The organism is Micromonospora sp. GCM10011541 (assembly GCF_042650725.1).
Taxonomy (GTDB): Bacteria; Actinomycetota; Actinomycetes; order Mycobacteriales; family Micromonosporaceae; genus Micromonospora; species Micromonospora sicca.
On sequence record NZ_JBHSBP010000010.1, the window covers coordinates 270453 to 283827 of the forward strand.

Here is a 13375-nt window from a genome sequence, read left to right on the forward strand (position 1 = left end):
GCCGGTCCGGGCGGCCACTAGCCTGAACGCATGATCCCCCGCGCGCGTGCCACCGGACGGGCCCTCGGCTACCAGGTCTTCTACCGGCTCCCCGTCCCGCTGCGCCGCCGGCTGGTCCGGCTCGCCGTGCCGAAGTACATCGTCGGGGCGGTCACCCTGGTCCGGGACGCCGACGCGGAGGGGCCGGGCCGGCTGTTGCTGCTGCGCCAGCCGCCCGGTCACAGCTGGACGCTCCCGGCGGGGCTGCTGCAACGCGGCGAGGCGCCGGTGGTCGGCGCGGCCCGGGAACTGTTCGAGGAGTCCGGCATCCGGGTCACCCCCGACCGGCTCCGCCCGGCCGTGCCGAACGCCGTGGTGCACGCCAAGGGCTGGGTGGACGTGGTCTTCGAGGTGGAGGTCCCGGCGTCGACCGCCGAGCTGGTGGTGGACGGCGCCGAGGTCTTCGAGGCGGCCTGGCACCCGCTGGACGACCTGCCCCGGCTGAGCCGGGCCACCGCCAACCTGCTCGGCTACTACGGCATCGGGCCGCGGGCGGGGCAGGTCCCGCCCGCCGTCCCGCCGGGGGCGTGACCGGCGCCGGACCGGGCGGCCCGGGCGGGTCGGGTCCCGGGTGGCGAGCGGCGGCCGCGGTCTGCGCCGTGGTGCTCGCCGCGGGCGAGGGCAGCCGGCTGCGACCGCTCACCGCGCGGCTGCCCAAGGCGCTCTGCCCGGTCGGGAACGTGCCGCTGCTGGACCGGGCCCTGACCCGGCTGGCCGGGCTCGGCCTCGCCGGTTCGGACCAGGTCGCGGTGAACGCCTGTTACCTGAGCGAGCAGGTGGTCGACCACGTCGGTGCGCGGGCCCACCTGTCGGTCGAGCCGGGCGACCCGCTCGGCACCGCCGGCGGGCTGGGCAACCTGCGGGACTGGATCGCCGGCCGGGGCGTGCTGGTCGGCAACGCCGACGCGTACCTGGCCGACCCGCAGGCCCCACCCGGGCCGGACATCGCCGCGCTGCTCGACGGCTGGGACGGGCGGAGCGTACGGCTGCTCGGCCGGCCGGCCGACGACCCGGCGGCGCCGGGGACCTTCAGCGGCCATTGCTTCGCCGGTTTCTCGCTGCTGCCCTGGCGGCTGGTCCGCGACCTGCCACCCACCTTCGGCGACCTGGTCCGGGCGGTGTGGCGGCCGGCGGAGGCGGCCGGCGCGCTGACCGTGGTGCCGTACCGGGGGACGTTCTACGACACCGGGACCCCGGCCGACTACCTCGCCGCCAACCTGCACGCCGCCGGGGGCGGGAGCCTGGTCGACCCGACCGCGACGGTGACCGGCCGGGTGGCGCGGGCGGTGGTCGGCGCGGGCGCGGTCGTCCACGGCGAGGTGCTTCGCGCGGTGGTGTGGCCGGGCGGCACGGTCGGGGCGGACGAGCGGCTCACCGACGCGGTCCGCGCCGGCGGCGGCCTGACGGTCGCGGCGGCCGGACGGTAGCCGGATCCACCAGCCGGGGACGCCGCGCCGCAGTGAGCCTTTAGCATGGGCGACGACGTCGACGAACGGAGAAATGTCCCGTGATCACCGCGATCGTGCTGATCGACTGCGCCACCGACTCCATCCCCGAGGTCGCCGAGACGCTGGCCAACCTCCCGGGCGTCAGCGAGGTCTACTCGGTGGCGGGCCACGTCGACCTGATCGCCATGGTCCGGGTCCGCGAGTTCGAGCAGATCGCCCAGGTCATCGCCGGCGGCATCTCCAAGGTCCCCGGCGTGCTCAACACCGAGTCGCACATCGCGTTCCGGGCTTACTCGCAGCACGACCTCGAGGAGGCGTTCGCCATCGGGCTGGCCAACGCCGACTGAATGCGAGGCGGCCGGCCCGCCCCGGAGGACGGACCGGCCACCATCGGCCGTACGACGTCAGCTGACGCCCGGAGCCGGCGTCTCAGTGGTGCCCGGAGACGGCGACTCGGTGCCCGGGGACTCGGTGGTGCCACCCGGAGACGGGGTACCGGTGCCGCCGGGGCTCGCCGTGCCGGTCGGGGTGGCCTGCGGGACCGGGACGCCCAGGGTCTGGGCCAGGGCCACCAACGCGTCGTAGTGCGCCTGGAGGACCGGCAGGGCGTCCTGGGCCAACTGGACCACCGACTGCTCGGAACCCTGCGAGATCTCGGTCTGGGTGGCCTGGATCGCCTGGACGTGGCCGGCCAGCTCAGCGGTCACCCACGCCTTGTCGAACTCGGCGCCGCTGAGGTTGTTCAGCCGGTCGATCACCTTCTGCTCGTCCGCGGTGGGCTCGCTGGGCAACTGCACGTTCAGCTGCTGCGCGGTGCTCTGCACCGTCTGGTCCAGCTGGGTGTGGTCCGTCACGAACTGCTTGCCGAGGTCCTTGACCTGCTGGTTCTGGCCCTTCTGCTGCGCCACGTTCCCCATGACGATCTCCGCCAGGTTCACCTGATGCAACGCCTGCAGGTACTGCGCGTCCTGCGTGGACGGCTGCGCCGCGGCCTGCGCCGCCGCGGCGGGCGCCAGCCCGACCACCACCAGGGCGGCCAGCAGTCCGAGGCGTTTGAGACCCAACATGTTTCCCCCCCTTTTTCGTTGGACCGCACGGATACCCGGCTGACCGGGGTTATTCCTGCGATTCCACCCGTCCGTGTCGTGGGGTGGCGGGCCTGCGCAGCGGGACCGCCGGGCGACACCGGCGCGGAGGGGGACGGCGGGGACGGCGGGGACGAGCGGGCCGGAAACGGACGTGGCGCCCGCCGGAGATCCGGCGGGCGCCACGGTCGGGTGTGTCGGTCGGTCAGCGACGGCTCTCGCCGCTGCCGATCTCCTCCCGCTCCGGTCGGGCCTGGACCGGCGGGTGCCCCGGCGAGACCGGCGCCTCGGCCGGCCTCTCGATCGGGTAGAAGAAGCCCCGGATCGCCGGGCCGAGGGCACCGAGCCGGTTCATCTTCTTCGGCACCACCCAGCCGACGTAGTCCAGCTCGGCGTGCCCGTCGTGGCCGTCGACCGCGGCGAGCGGCTGGTGGACCTCGACGAACCGGCCGTCCGGCAGCCGCTTGATGATGCCGGTCTCCACGCCGTGGGCCAGCACCTCCCGGTCGTGCTGCTGAAGACCCAGGCAGAGCCGGTAGGTGAAGTAGTAGGCCAGCGGCGGGACGATCAGCAGACCGACCCGGCCCGCCCAGGTCATCGCGTTCAAGCTGACTTGGAACGTGTCCGCGATCACGTCGTTGGCGCCGGAGAGGGTCAACACCAGCCAGAATGCCACGGCCATCGAGCCCGCGGCGGTCCGGGCCGGCACGTCCCGGGGGCGCTGGAGCAGGTTGTGGTGCTTGTGGTCCTTGAGCTGCCGCGCCTCCAGGAACGGGTAGAGCAGGGAGATCCCGACCAGGATGCCGGGCAGCACCACCGTCGGCCAGAAGATCGGCGGGATGACGTAGCCGTTGCCGATCGGGATGGTGATCTCCCACGCCGGCATGAGGCGGGTCGAGCCGTCGAGGAACATGACGTACCAGTCGGGCTGGCTGGCGGCGGACACCACCCACGCCTCGTACGGGCCGAAGTACCAGATCGGGTTGATCTGGAAGAGGCCGCCCATCAGCGCGATCACGCCGAACACGACCATGAAGAAGCCGGCCTGCTTGAGCGTGTAGCGCGGGTAGAACCGCTCGCCGACCACGTTCTCGTTGGTCCGGCCGGGGCCGGGCCACTGGGTGTGCTTCTGCTTGAAGACCAGACCGAGGTGGGCGGTGATCAGCGCCACCAGCAGAGCCGGGATGAGCAGCACGTGGACGATGAAGAACCGGCTGATGATGATCTCGCCCGGGAACTCGCCGCCGAAGATCGACGAGCTGATCCAGGAGCCGATCACCGGGATGGAGAGAATGATCGCGGAGGCGATCCGCAGGCCGGTGCCGGAGAGGCCGTCGTCCGGCAGCGAGTAGCCGGTGAAGCCGGCCAGGAAGCCGACCCAGAACAGCAGCGAGCCGATGATCCAGTTCGCCTCACGCGGCTTGCGGAACGCGCCGGTGAAGAAGACCCGCAGCATGTGCACCACGATCGCGGCCATGAACAGCAGCGCCGCCCAGTGGTGCATCTGCCGCATGATCAGACCGCCCCGGACCTCGAACGACAGGTTCAGGCTGGAGGCGTACGCGGCCGACATCGGGGTGCCGCGCAGCGGGGCGTAGCTGCCGTTGTAGACGACCTCGTTCATCGACGGATCGAAGAAGAAGGTCAGGAAGACACCGGTCAGCAGCAGCACGATGAACGAGAAGAGCGCGATCTCGCCGAGCAGGAAGGACCAGTGGTCCGGGAAGACCTTGTTCAGCAGCGCGCGCAGCGGGGTGGCCGCCTGGAAGCGGTCGTCCAACGCACCGGCGGTCTTGCCCGGCACCGTTGCCATGTCAAGTTTTCTGCGCTTCATGGCCGCTCCCAGAAGTCGGGGCCGATGGTTTCGGTGTAGTCCGACTTCGCCACGAAGAAGCCCTCTGCGTCCACCTCGATCGGCAGCTGCGGGAGCCGCCGGCTGGCCGGGCCGAAGATGGGTCGGGCGTTGTCGGTGATTTGGAACTGTGACTGGTGGCACGGGCAGAGCAGGCGGTTGGTCTGCTGCTCGTACAGGCTGGCCGGGCAGCCGGCGTGCGTGCAGATCTTGGAGAACGCCGCGTAGTTGCCCCACATGTAGTCGCCGTGGCCGACCCGCGCGTTGTTGGCGCGCGAGTCTCGCGCGTCGTCCTCGCGCATGTGGATCAGCAGGGTCGGCGAATCGGCGTGCTTGTTGCTCACGCCGTGCTCGATGCCCGGGAACACCGTGATCTGGCCGCCGGCGCTGATGTCCGCCGGGCGGACCGGCCGGCCGTCCTCGCGGACCAGCCGGATCTGCTTGCCGCCCTCGGCCGGCGCGAAGCCGGTGGTGAACATCTGGTTGTCCCTGTGCGGGTCGGAGATCAGGCCGCCGACCAGCGGCGCCGCGACGACCGCGCCGACCGGCGCGAGACCGGCGAGCAGCGAGATGCCGAGCAGCGGCCGGCGCCGTACGCCCATCTCGTCGGCCAGGTACAGCATGGTCGCACCGGTGATCTTGCGATCGTCCGGGGAACTCGGCTGGTCGTGCCGGTCCTGGATCGAGACCTCCTTGGGCAGCAGCTTCTTGCCCCAGGTGAGGATGCCGAAACCGATGCCGAGGAGCGCGACGCCCAGGGTGAGGCCGAGCAGCGGGGTGTAGTACTTGTCCCCGCCGCGGCCGGCCTTCCACTCCCACGGCCACCAGATGTAGATGACCAGGAAGGCGGTCGAGGCCAGGCCGGTCAGCAGGAACATCCCGGAGACCAGCCGGGTCAGCCGGCGCTCGGCCTTGGTGCCGGGGACGACCTGCGGCTCGTAGTGGACGATCTCGATGTCGTCCCGCCGGGCGCCCTCCTCGACGATGTCGAACCGGGAGAGCCGGGGGTCGTTCACGTCGAGCGGCTCCCGGCCCTGCGGGGCCTGGTGCTCGGTGTGGGTGCTCATGCCGTCACCTCGCTACGGGCGGCGCCGGAGCCCGGCACCGCAGCACTGAAACGAATGATCCGCTCGGTCACGACTTGCCCGCAATCCACAGGCTCGCGAAGACCAGCGCGACGATGCCGATCAGGAAAGCCGCCAGACCCTCGGTGGACGGCCCGTACCGGCCCAGGCTGAAGCCGCCCTGGTCCTGGTTGTGCTTCAGGTTCTCCTGGATGTAGGCGATGATCTGCGCCTTCTGCTCCGGCCGCAGCTGGTTGTCGCCGAACACCGGCATGTTCTGCGGGCCGCTCAGCATGGCGGCGTAGATCTGCCGGTCGCTCGCCGGCTTCAGGTTCGGAGCGTACTTGCCGGAGGAGAGGGCGCCGCCGCGACCGCCGAAGGCGTGGCACTGCGAGCAGTTGATCCGGAACAGCTCACCACCGGCGGAGATGTTCGCGCCCTCGTGCAGGTTGTTGCCCGCGGGCACCTGCGGACCGCCACCCAGCTCCTGGATGTACTGGCCGAGCTGGCGCACCTGCTCGTCGGTGAACTGCGGGGGCTTCCGCATGGCCTGGGCTTCCTGCCGGGCCAGCGGCATCCGACCGCTGCCCACCTGGAACTCGACCGAGGCCGAGCCGACTCCGATCAGGCTCGGCCCGCGTCCCTCGACACCCTGGGCGTTGCGACCGTGACAGGTCACACAGCTCACGTCGAACAGCGCCTTGCCCTCGCCGGCGGCCGCGCTCATCGGCGGGTTTTCCTGCGCCTGCACGCCGGGGGCGAAGACGGTGTAGGCGCCGCCGGCCAGCGTCAGCGCGGCGATCAGCCGGACCGCGGCGCCCAGCCGGCGGCGGCCCCTGCTGCGCGCTACGGGCCGCCCGCGCAGGCGCGCGAGCAGACCGCGTCGGCGGTCGTTGTCAGAAGTCATGACCTGTGTCCTTAACCGGTTGGACCTTGTCTCAGGGGGACGGGGCAGCGGCGCGGTTCGTGACGCGCCAAGATCACTGGAGCCAGTAGATCATGGCGTAGAGGCCGATCCACACGACGTCGACGAAGTGCCAGTAGTACGACACGACGATCGCCGACGTGGCCTGCGCCGGGGTGAACCGGCCCATGGTGGTGCGGATCATGAAGATGATGAAGGCGATCAGACCGCCGGTCACGTGCAGACCGTGGAAGCCGGTGGTCAGGTAGAACATCGACCCGTAACCGTCTCCGTTGATCTTGACGCCCTCTTCCACCAGGTTGCGGTACTCGTTCGCCTGGCCGAGCACGAAGATCAGACCCATCACGAAGGTGATCGTGAACCAGCGCCGCAGGGCGTGGACGTCACCCTTCTCCGCCGCGAAGACACCGAGCTGGCAGGTCACCGAGGACAGCACCAGGATCACCGTGAAGGTAGTCGCGTACGGGATCTTCAGGATCTCGGTGTGCTTCTCCCACTGCTCCGGCGCCGCCGCGCGGATGGAGAAGTACATCGCGAACAGCGCCGCGAAGAACATGAGTTCGCTGGAGAGCCACACGATCGTCCCGACGCTGACCATGTTGGGTCGGGTCAGGGAGTGGATCCGGCTCTTGTCAATGGCTGGGGCCGCAGTCACGCGGTCATTATTGCCCTTGGCCGGGACCGGCGATCAGCGGGGTGGCAAACCTGCGCCTTCCGTGGCCCGATAGGGCTGGTCCGGTTCGCCTGACCTACCCTGAAAAGCGTGCTGCACGTCGATCCGATCTTCGCCGCGACCTCGGTCGCCCCGTCGACCCTCACGGCGGGGGGCGAGGCCGTCCCGCCGCCCTTCACCGTGGCCCGGGTGTTCACCGAGACCCGGCTGGACAGCTGGCTCGCCCTCGGGCTGGTCGTCGCCGCCGGGCTCTACCTCTACGGCGTCTACCGGCTGCGGCTGCGCGGCGACCGCTGGGCGGTCGGCCGCACCGTCTGCTTCCTCGGCCCGGGGCTGGGCGGCATCGCCTCGGTCACGGTCAGCGGGCTGCACGCGTACGACACCGCGCTGCTGTCGGTGCACATGATCCAGCACATGGTGCTGTCCATGGTGGCGCCGATCTTCCTGGCCCTCGGCGCGCCGGTGACGCTCGCCCTGCGCACCCTGCCGGTCCGCCCGCGCAAGCGGCTGCTCGCGATCGTGCACAGCCGGGTCGCCCGGGTCTACACCTTCCCGCTGGTGGCGTTCGCCATCTTCGTGGCCAACCCGTTCGTGCTCTACTTCAGCGACCTGTACCACTACACCCTCGAGCACGCCTGGGCGCACGAGCTGGTGCACGCGCACTTCATCATGACCGGCTGCGTGTTCTTCTGGCCGCTGGTCGGCCTGGACCCGCTGCCGGGGCGCTGGCCTTACCCGGCCCGGGCGCTGCTGATGGTGCTCTCCGTGCCGTTCCACACCGTGCTCGGGCTGACCATCATGCAGAGCACCACGCTCTTCGGCGGCGACTGGTACCCGTCGCTGCACCTGAGCTGGTCGAACCCGTGGGACGACCAGGTGGTGGCCGGTGGCGTGCTCTGGGCCGGCGGCGAGTTCGTCAGCGTCACCATGCTGGCCGTACTGGTCGTCCAGTGGGTGAAGCAGTCCGAGCGGGAGGCCCGCCGGGTGGACCGCGAGCTGGACCGCCAGGAGGCCCGGCAACGCGCCGCCGAGTCGGCCGCCTGACCGGTCCCGGAGGGTACGCCCACCGGCCGGCCAGGGCGGGCCGTCCAGCCCGATGTGACGACCGCTACCATCAGCGGGCAGCTACGAGGTGGGAGCCAAGCCAGCCATGAGTGAGCGCAGCGAACGAATCATCAGGCCCAGTGCGATGGGTCCTCATGACGGCACGGAGCGAAGCGGAGTGCCGGCATGAGCGATCGTCTTTGCACCGTCCTGCTCTACAGCGACGACCCCGAGGTCCGCGACCGGATGCGGCTGGCCGTCGGCACCCGGCCCGCGCCGGGGCTCGAGATCGAGTTCGTCGAGGCCTCCGACTACGCCGAGTGCGTCCGGCTGGTCGACGACTACGAGATCCACCTGCTCCTGCTCGACGGCGAGGCCACCCCGGGCGGCGGCATCGGCATCGCCCGGCAGATCAAGGACGACCGGGAGGACGCCCCGCCGACCTGCGTGGTGATCGCCCGGGCGGCCGACCGCTGGCTGGCCGCGTACGCCGAGGTCGACGCGACGCTGGTGCACCCGCTGGACCCGGTGACCACCGGCACCACCGTCGCCGAGCTGCTGCGGCGTACGCCCGCCGCGGCCTGAGCCACCCCCTCGGCGCCACGGCATCGCGGCCGTGGCGCCGACGTCGTTCCTCACCCCGCATCTCCACGCCCGCTCGGGAGGCCCGCCATGGGCGAACGGACCTGGCCGCTGCTGCTCAACGCGCTGCTGCGCGGCGAGGAGCTCACCACCGCCGACACCGCCTGGGCGATGGACGAGATCATGACGGGTGCGGCCACCCCGGCCCAGGTCGCCGGCTTCGCCGTGGCGCTGCGCGCCAAGGGTGAGACCCCGGCCGAGCTGGCCGGCCTGGTGGAGGCGATGCTCGGCCGCTCCGTCGAGGTGGTGCTGCCCGAGGAACTGCGCCGCACCGCCCTGGACGTGGTCGGCACCGGCGGTGACCTCGCGCACACGGTCAACATCTCCACCATGACCGCGCTCGTGGTGGCCGGTGCCGGGGTACGCGTGGTCAAGCACGGCAACCGGGCCGCCTCGTCCTCCTGCGGCACCGCGGACCTGCTGGAGTACCTGGGCGTCCCGCTGGACCTGACCCCCGAGCAGGTGGCCCGGTGCGTCGACGAGGCGGGCATCGGCTTCTGCTTCGCGGCCCGGTTCCACCCCGGCATGCGGCACGCCGGCCCGGTGCGCCGGGAGATCGGCGTGCCCACCGCGTTCAACTTCCTCGGCCCGCTGACCAACCCGGCCCGCCCCCGGGCCGGCGCGGTCGGCTGCTTCGACCTGCGGATGGCGCCGGTGATGGCCGCCGTCTTCGCCGACCGCGGCGACTCGGTGATCGTGATGCGCGGCGAGGACGGGCTGGACGAGTTCACCACCGCCGCGCCGACCCGGGTCTGGGTGGCCCAGCAGGGCACGGTGAGGGAGTCGCTGCTGGACGCGGCCGACCTCGGCGTGTCCCGGGCCACCCTGGCGGACCTGCGGGGGGGAGACGCGGCGTACAACGCCGGGGTGGCGCGGCGGCTGCTGGCCGGCGAGACCGGCCCGGTCCGCGACGCCGTGCTGGTGAACGCCGCGGCGGCGCTGGCCACCCAGGGGCCGCTGGACGGTGACCTGATCGAGGCGCTGCGGGCCGGGATGGCCGCCGCCGCCGAGTCCATCGACTCCGGCGCCGCCGCCGGCGCGCTCGACCGCTGGCTCGAGGTCGCCGGCACGCTCTGACCGCCGCCGCGGCGCACCCGTCCGCATCCGGGGCGCGGCCGGCATGCGCCGGTCCGGTTCCGGTCGGGCGGGTCCGAAACGGAAGTGTCGGACCCGCGTGCCAAACTACATGGGAGTAATTTTCCGCTTTCCGCCGATGGCGGCCCTCCCGTCGGCGGGCACCGGAGCGAGAGGAGACGCCCGTGTCGGACCGCGAGCTCTACTGCGACAGCTGCGAGGGCGTTGTGCCGTTCGAGGCCCCGCCCTGCGCCGACGGCCACGGCGTCGACTGTCCCGAGCTGGTCTGCACCGGCTGCGGCGCGGCCGTGCTGATCGCCACGTTCACCTTCCGCGCCCCGCGGCTGGCCAGCCGCCGCCGCGTCACGCCCCACCGCCGCGCCGCCTGACCCACGCCCTCGCCGGCACCGTCGGCCCGGCCCGTCCCAGTCCGGCTTCCACGCCACCTCGCCGAGCTGGCGCGAACGAGGCCCGTCCGACACCGCCACATCGGCGATGTCCGCCGTCCGAAGCCGCCCTGACGGCGAACGGCCCGCGTCCTGCCAGGACGCGGGCCGTTCGAAAGCCGTCAGCTCAGTGCTCGGCGGTGCGGCGGGTGCCGGTGTAGTACTCGAAGAGCAGGCCACAGGCGGCGAAGATGACCGTCACCAGGCCCAGGCCCAGCAGCCAGAACTGCCAGAAGACCAGCCCCAGACCGGCGACCGCGGCGGCCAGCGCCAGCCCGAACGGCCAGTAGCTGCCCGGGCTGAAGAAGCCGACCTCGCCCGCGCCGTCGGCGATCTCGGCGTCCGCCCGGTCCTCCGGGCGCAGGTCGATGCGCCGGGAGACGAACCAGAAGAAACCACCGCACATCGCGCAGAGCAGGAAGGCCAGCAGCAGCGCCACCGTGCCGACCCACTCGACCCGGCTGCCCTCGCCGTACGTCCAGGCGCCGTAGAGGATCGCGATGCCGAAAAGGAACGTCCCGACGATCAGGAAGATTTTCCACTCGGTCTTCATGCCGGATCCCTCAGCTTCCCGCGCCGGCCGAGGCGTCGCTCGGGTTGAAGTTGTTCTTGTCGCGCCGGGTGTTGAACGGCTCCGTCTTCGTGGCGTACTCGGGCCCGCCGATCGCCTTGAGCGCCTCCTGCGTCGACTTGCCGGCCTTCTTGGCCGCCAGGAACTGCTCGTACTTCTCCGGCGAGACGACCCGCACCTCGAAGTTCATGAAGGCGTGGTAGCTGCCGCACAGCTCGGCGCAGCGACCGACGTACGCGCCCTCCCGGTCGAGGCTGGAGATCTCGAAGACGTTGCGGATGTTGCCCGGCATGACGTCCCGCTTGAACAGCAGCTCCGGCACCCAGAAGGAGTGGATGACATCGCGGCTCTGCTCCTCGAACCGGATCGACTTGCCGGTCGGCAGGACCAGCACCGGGATGACCTCGCTGGTGCCGAGGACCGAGGCGACGGTGTTCGCGTCGCGGCCCTGGCCGTCGCGGTAGTTGAACTGCCAGTTCCACTTGAAGGCGACGACCTCGACGGTGACGTCGGGGTTCTTCGTCGTCTTGTTCACGTTCGTCTGCACGATCGCCGTGTAGTAGAAGAGCACGGAGACGATCAGGATCGGCGCGATGGTGTAGAGGAACTCCATCGGCATGTTGTAGCGGGTCTGCACCGGCAGGTCGTTGCCCCGCTTCCGGTAGCGGATCACGCACCAGAAGATGAGGCCCCAGACGAACACGCCGACCGCGAGCGCCGCGATGCAGGACGCGATCCACAGGTCGTACATCCGGTGGGACTCGGGGCTGATGCCGCCCTGCGGCCAGCCGAAGCCGCCGAACGTCCGGCCGACGTCGCAGCCGGTGAGCAGAACCAGCAGCGCCGCTCCGCCGAGCCCGAGCCCGGCGAGTCGACCAGCACCACGCCGCCGGCGCCCACCGGCTCCTGGGGAAGCGCTGTGCCGTACGGCCGTCGGCCGTACCTCCGAACTCCTTGCGACCACCTGGTCCTGCCTCCCTAGCGCGCCGCGGTGGTTCTTTCCATCAGCACCGACGGCAAAGGCGTCACCGACGGTCGCAGATTACTCGACCATGACGGGCCTGACCGTGTTGGGGTCACTGTCCGCCCCCATCGGGGGGATCATGCGCGTACCGGCGCGATAGCGTGGGTGTTCGTGAGCGCATCCCCGGTCTACCTGGACGCGGCCACCGCCGCGCCGCTGCACCCGGTCGCCCGACAGGCGATGCTGGCCGCCCTCGAGGACGGCTGGGCCGACCCCGGCAGGCTCTACACCCAGGCCCGCCGCGCCCGGCAACTGCTCGACGCCGCCCGCGAGGCCACCGCGGCCACGCTCGGCGTCCGCGCCGACGAACTCTCCTTCACCCCCAGCGGTACGACCGCGGCGCACGCCGCCGTGCTCGGCGGGCTGATCGGCCGGCGGCGGGTGGGGGCGATCCTGGTGCACTCCGCGATCGAGCACTCCGCGGTGCTGCACGCCGCCGAGCGGCACGTGGCCGGCGGCGGCAGCGCCGTCTCCGTACCGGTGGACCGGGCCGGCCGGCTCGACCTGGACGCCTGGTCGGCGGCGGTCCGGGCGCCCGGGGTGGCGTTCGCCGCGCTGATCGGCGCCAGTCACGAGGTGGGCACCGTGCAGCCGGTGCCGGCGGCGGCCGCCGGGTGCGCCGACGCCGGGGTACCGCTGTACGTCGACGCCGCGCAGTTGATCGGCCGGGCGCCGGTGCCGGCCGGCTGGTCGGTGCTCAGCGCCAGCGCACACAAGTGGGGCGGGCCACCCGGCGTCGGTCTGCTGGTGGTCCGCAAGGGCACCCGCTGGGAGTCGCCGTTCCCGGCCGACGAGCGGGAGTCGGGGCGTACCCCCGGAGTGTTGAACCTGCCGGCGGTGGTGGCGGCGGCGGCGAGCCTGCGCGCGGCGGCGGCCGACGCGGCGGCCGAGACGACCCGGCTGGCGCCGCTGGTGGACCGGATCCGGCACCGGGTGGCGGCCGAGGTGCCGGACGTGGAGGTGGTCGGCGACCCGGTCGACCGGCTCCCCCACCTGGTCACCTTCTCCTGCCTCTACGTGGACGGCGAGGCGCTGCTGCACGCGCTGGACCGGCGGGGCTTCGCCGTCTCCTCCGGCTCCTCGTGCACCTCGTCGACGCTGCGGCCGTCGCACGTGCTGGAGGCGATGGGGGTGCTCTCGCACGGCAACGTCCGGGTGTCGCTGCACCGGGAGACCACCGAGGCGGACGTCGAGCGGTTCCTCGCCGAGCTGCCCGGCATCGTCGCCGACCTGCGCGCCGAGGCGGGGGTGGTGGGGCTGTGAGCGAGCCGGACGAGGTGCTGGACTGCCGGGGTCAGCGCTGCCCGCTGCCGGTGATCGCCCTGGCCCGCCGACTCCCCCAGCTGCCGGTCGGCGCGGTGCTCCGCGTCCTCGCCGACGACCCCGCCGCGGCGGTGGACATCCCCGCCTGGTGCCGCATGCGCGGACAGGAGTTCCTCGGCGCCGTAGCGGGCGGATCCAGCTACGACGTCCGGCGGAGCCGGTGAC

16 protein-coding genes are annotated in these 13375 nt (G+C 71.9%); 9 read left to right on the top strand and 7 right to left on the bottom strand.

Going from position 1 to position 13375, the window contains the following annotated elements; genetic code table 11:
- Positions 1-30 precede the first annotated feature (30 nt).
- From ACFOYX_RS05640 to ACFOYX_RS05650, 3 genes are all read left to right on the top strand, one after another.
- Positions 31-570, top strand: a complete 540-nt coding sequence (locus ACFOYX_RS05640) for an NUDIX domain-containing protein (protein WP_322442037.1) — start codon at positions 31-33, stop codon at positions 568-570.
- A gap of 68 nt (positions 571-638) precedes the next feature.
- Positions 639-1466: a sugar phosphate nucleotidyltransferase gene (locus ACFOYX_RS05645; RefSeq protein ID WP_322442046.1), complete on the top strand. Its 828-nt coding sequence runs from the start codon at positions 639-641 to the stop codon at positions 1464-1466.
- An 80-nt stretch (positions 1467-1546) separates the two neighbouring features.
- Positions 1547-1834, top strand: a complete 288-nt coding sequence (locus ACFOYX_RS05650; protein ID WP_322442038.1) for an Lrp/AsnC ligand binding domain-containing protein — start codon at positions 1547-1549, stop codon at positions 1832-1834.
- 57 nt (positions 1835-1891) lie between these two features.
- Here ACFOYX_RS05650 and ACFOYX_RS05655 read toward each other — a convergent pair whose 3' ends face one another.
- The 5 genes from ACFOYX_RS05655 to ACFOYX_RS05675 all read right to left on the bottom strand — a co-directional run bounded on the left by ACFOYX_RS05655 (position 1892) and on the right by ACFOYX_RS05675 (position 7068).
- Positions 1892-2554, bottom strand: coding sequence for a DUF4142 domain-containing protein (locus ACFOYX_RS05655; RefSeq protein ID WP_109805356.1), 663 nt, complete (start codon positions 2552-2554; stop codon positions 1892-1894).
- A gap of 223 nt (positions 2555-2777) precedes the next feature.
- Entirely contained in the window at positions 2778-4406 is a 1629-nt protein-coding gene (locus ACFOYX_RS05660; RefSeq protein ID WP_322442645.1) for a cytochrome bc complex cytochrome b subunit, read from the bottom strand.
- Positions 4403-5491, bottom strand: coding sequence for a Rieske 2Fe-2S domain-containing protein (locus ACFOYX_RS05665; RefSeq protein ID WP_322442646.1), 1089 nt, complete (start codon positions 5489-5491; stop codon positions 4403-4405). The genes ACFOYX_RS05660 and ACFOYX_RS05665 overlap by 4 nt, the downstream gene beginning before the upstream one ends.
- 67 nt (positions 5492-5558) lie before the next feature.
- Positions 5559-6395 (bottom strand): cytochrome c, encoded by an 837-nt coding sequence (locus ACFOYX_RS05670; RefSeq protein WP_109800631.1) that lies wholly within the window; start codon positions 6393-6395, stop codon positions 5559-5561.
- A 73-nt stretch (positions 6396-6468) separates the two neighbouring features.
- Positions 6469-7068 carry a heme-copper oxidase subunit III gene (locus ACFOYX_RS05675; RefSeq protein ID WP_109800632.1) on the bottom strand — a complete coding sequence of 200 codons (600 nt, stop codon included), beginning with the start codon at positions 7066-7068 and terminating at the stop codon, positions 6469-6471.
- Positions 7069-7176: 108 nt separating this feature from the next.
- Between ACFOYX_RS05675 and ACFOYX_RS05680 the strand changes: the two genes are divergently transcribed.
- From ACFOYX_RS05680 to ACFOYX_RS05695, 4 genes are all read left to right on the top strand, one after another.
- A complete protein-coding gene (locus ACFOYX_RS05680) occupies positions 7177-8130 on the top strand; it encodes a cytochrome c oxidase assembly protein (RefSeq protein WP_109800633.1) in 954 nt (317 codons plus the stop codon).
- Positions 8131-8316: 186 nt separating this feature from the next.
- Positions 8317-8715 (top strand): hypothetical protein, encoded by a 399-nt coding sequence (locus ACFOYX_RS05685; protein WP_322442647.1) that lies wholly within the window; start codon positions 8317-8319, stop codon positions 8713-8715.
- Between the two features lie 87 nt (positions 8716-8802).
- Positions 8803-9849: an anthranilate phosphoribosyltransferase gene (gene trpD, locus ACFOYX_RS05690; protein ID WP_109800635.1), complete on the top strand. Its 1047-nt coding sequence runs from the start codon at positions 8803-8805 to the stop codon at positions 9847-9849.
- A gap of 182 nt (positions 9850-10031) precedes the next feature.
- Positions 10032-10235: a hypothetical protein gene (locus tag ACFOYX_RS05695; RefSeq protein WP_109800636.1), complete on the top strand. Its 204-nt coding sequence runs from the start codon at positions 10032-10034 to the stop codon at positions 10233-10235.
- A 184-nt stretch (positions 10236-10419) separates the two neighbouring features.
- Here ACFOYX_RS05695 and ACFOYX_RS05700 read toward each other — a convergent pair whose 3' ends face one another.
- Positions 10420-10845, bottom strand: coding sequence for a cytochrome c oxidase subunit 4 (locus ACFOYX_RS05700; RefSeq protein ID WP_109800637.1), 426 nt, complete (start codon positions 10843-10845; stop codon positions 10420-10422).
- Positions 10846-10855: 10 nt separating this feature from the next.
- On the bottom strand, positions 10856-11827 hold the full coding sequence (gene coxB / locus ACFOYX_RS05705) for a cytochrome c oxidase subunit II (RefSeq protein ID WP_109800638.1): 972 nt from the start codon (positions 11825-11827) through the stop codon (positions 10856-10858).
- Positions 11828-11998: 171 nt separating this feature from the next.
- Here coxB and ACFOYX_RS05710 point away from each other — a divergent pair, with 171 nt between their 5' ends.
- Both ACFOYX_RS05710 and ACFOYX_RS05715 read left to right on the top strand, forming a co-directional pair.
- On the top strand, positions 11999-13150 hold the full coding sequence (locus tag ACFOYX_RS05710; RefSeq protein WP_109800649.1) for a cysteine desulfurase family protein: 1152 nt from the start codon (positions 11999-12001) through the stop codon (positions 13148-13150).
- Positions 13147-13374 (top strand): sulfurtransferase TusA family protein, encoded by a 228-nt coding sequence (locus ACFOYX_RS05715; protein WP_322442648.1) that lies wholly within the window; start codon positions 13147-13149, stop codon positions 13372-13374. The genes ACFOYX_RS05710 and ACFOYX_RS05715 overlap by 4 nt, the downstream gene beginning before the upstream one ends.
- The last annotated feature ends 1 nt before the right edge of the window (position 13375 follow it).

Bases quoted from the DNA above. Each gene is read 5' to 3' on its own strand.
- ACFOYX_RS05640 (WP_322442037.1), top strand. From the start codon at position 31: ATGATCCCCCGCGCGCGTGCCACCGGACGGGCCCTCGGCTACCAGGTC.
- ACFOYX_RS05655 (WP_109805356.1), bottom strand. From the start codon at position 2,554: ATGTTGGGTCTCAAACGCCTCGGACTGCTGGCCGCCCTGGTGGTGGTC.
- ACFOYX_RS05660 (WP_322442645.1), bottom strand. From the start codon at position 4,406: ATGAAGCGCAGAAAACTTGACATGGCAACGGTGCCGGGCAAGACCGCC.
- ACFOYX_RS05665 (WP_322442646.1), bottom strand. From the start codon at position 5,491: ATGAGCACCCACACCGAGCACCAGGCCCCGCAGGGCCGGGAGCCGCTC.
- ACFOYX_RS05670 (WP_109800631.1), bottom strand. From the start codon at position 6,395: ATGACTTCTGACAACGACCGCCGACGCGGTCTGCTCGCGCGCCTGCGC.
- ACFOYX_RS05685 (WP_322442647.1), top strand. From the start codon at position 8,317: ATGAGCGATCGTCTTTGCACCGTCCTGCTCTACAGCGACGACCCCGAG.
- trpD (WP_109800635.1), top strand. From the start codon at position 8,803: ATGGGCGAACGGACCTGGCCGCTGCTGCTCAACGCGCTGCTGCGCGGC.
- ACFOYX_RS05700 (WP_109800637.1), bottom strand. From the start codon at position 10,845: ATGAAGACCGAGTGGAAAATCTTCCTGATCGTCGGGACGTTCCTTTTC.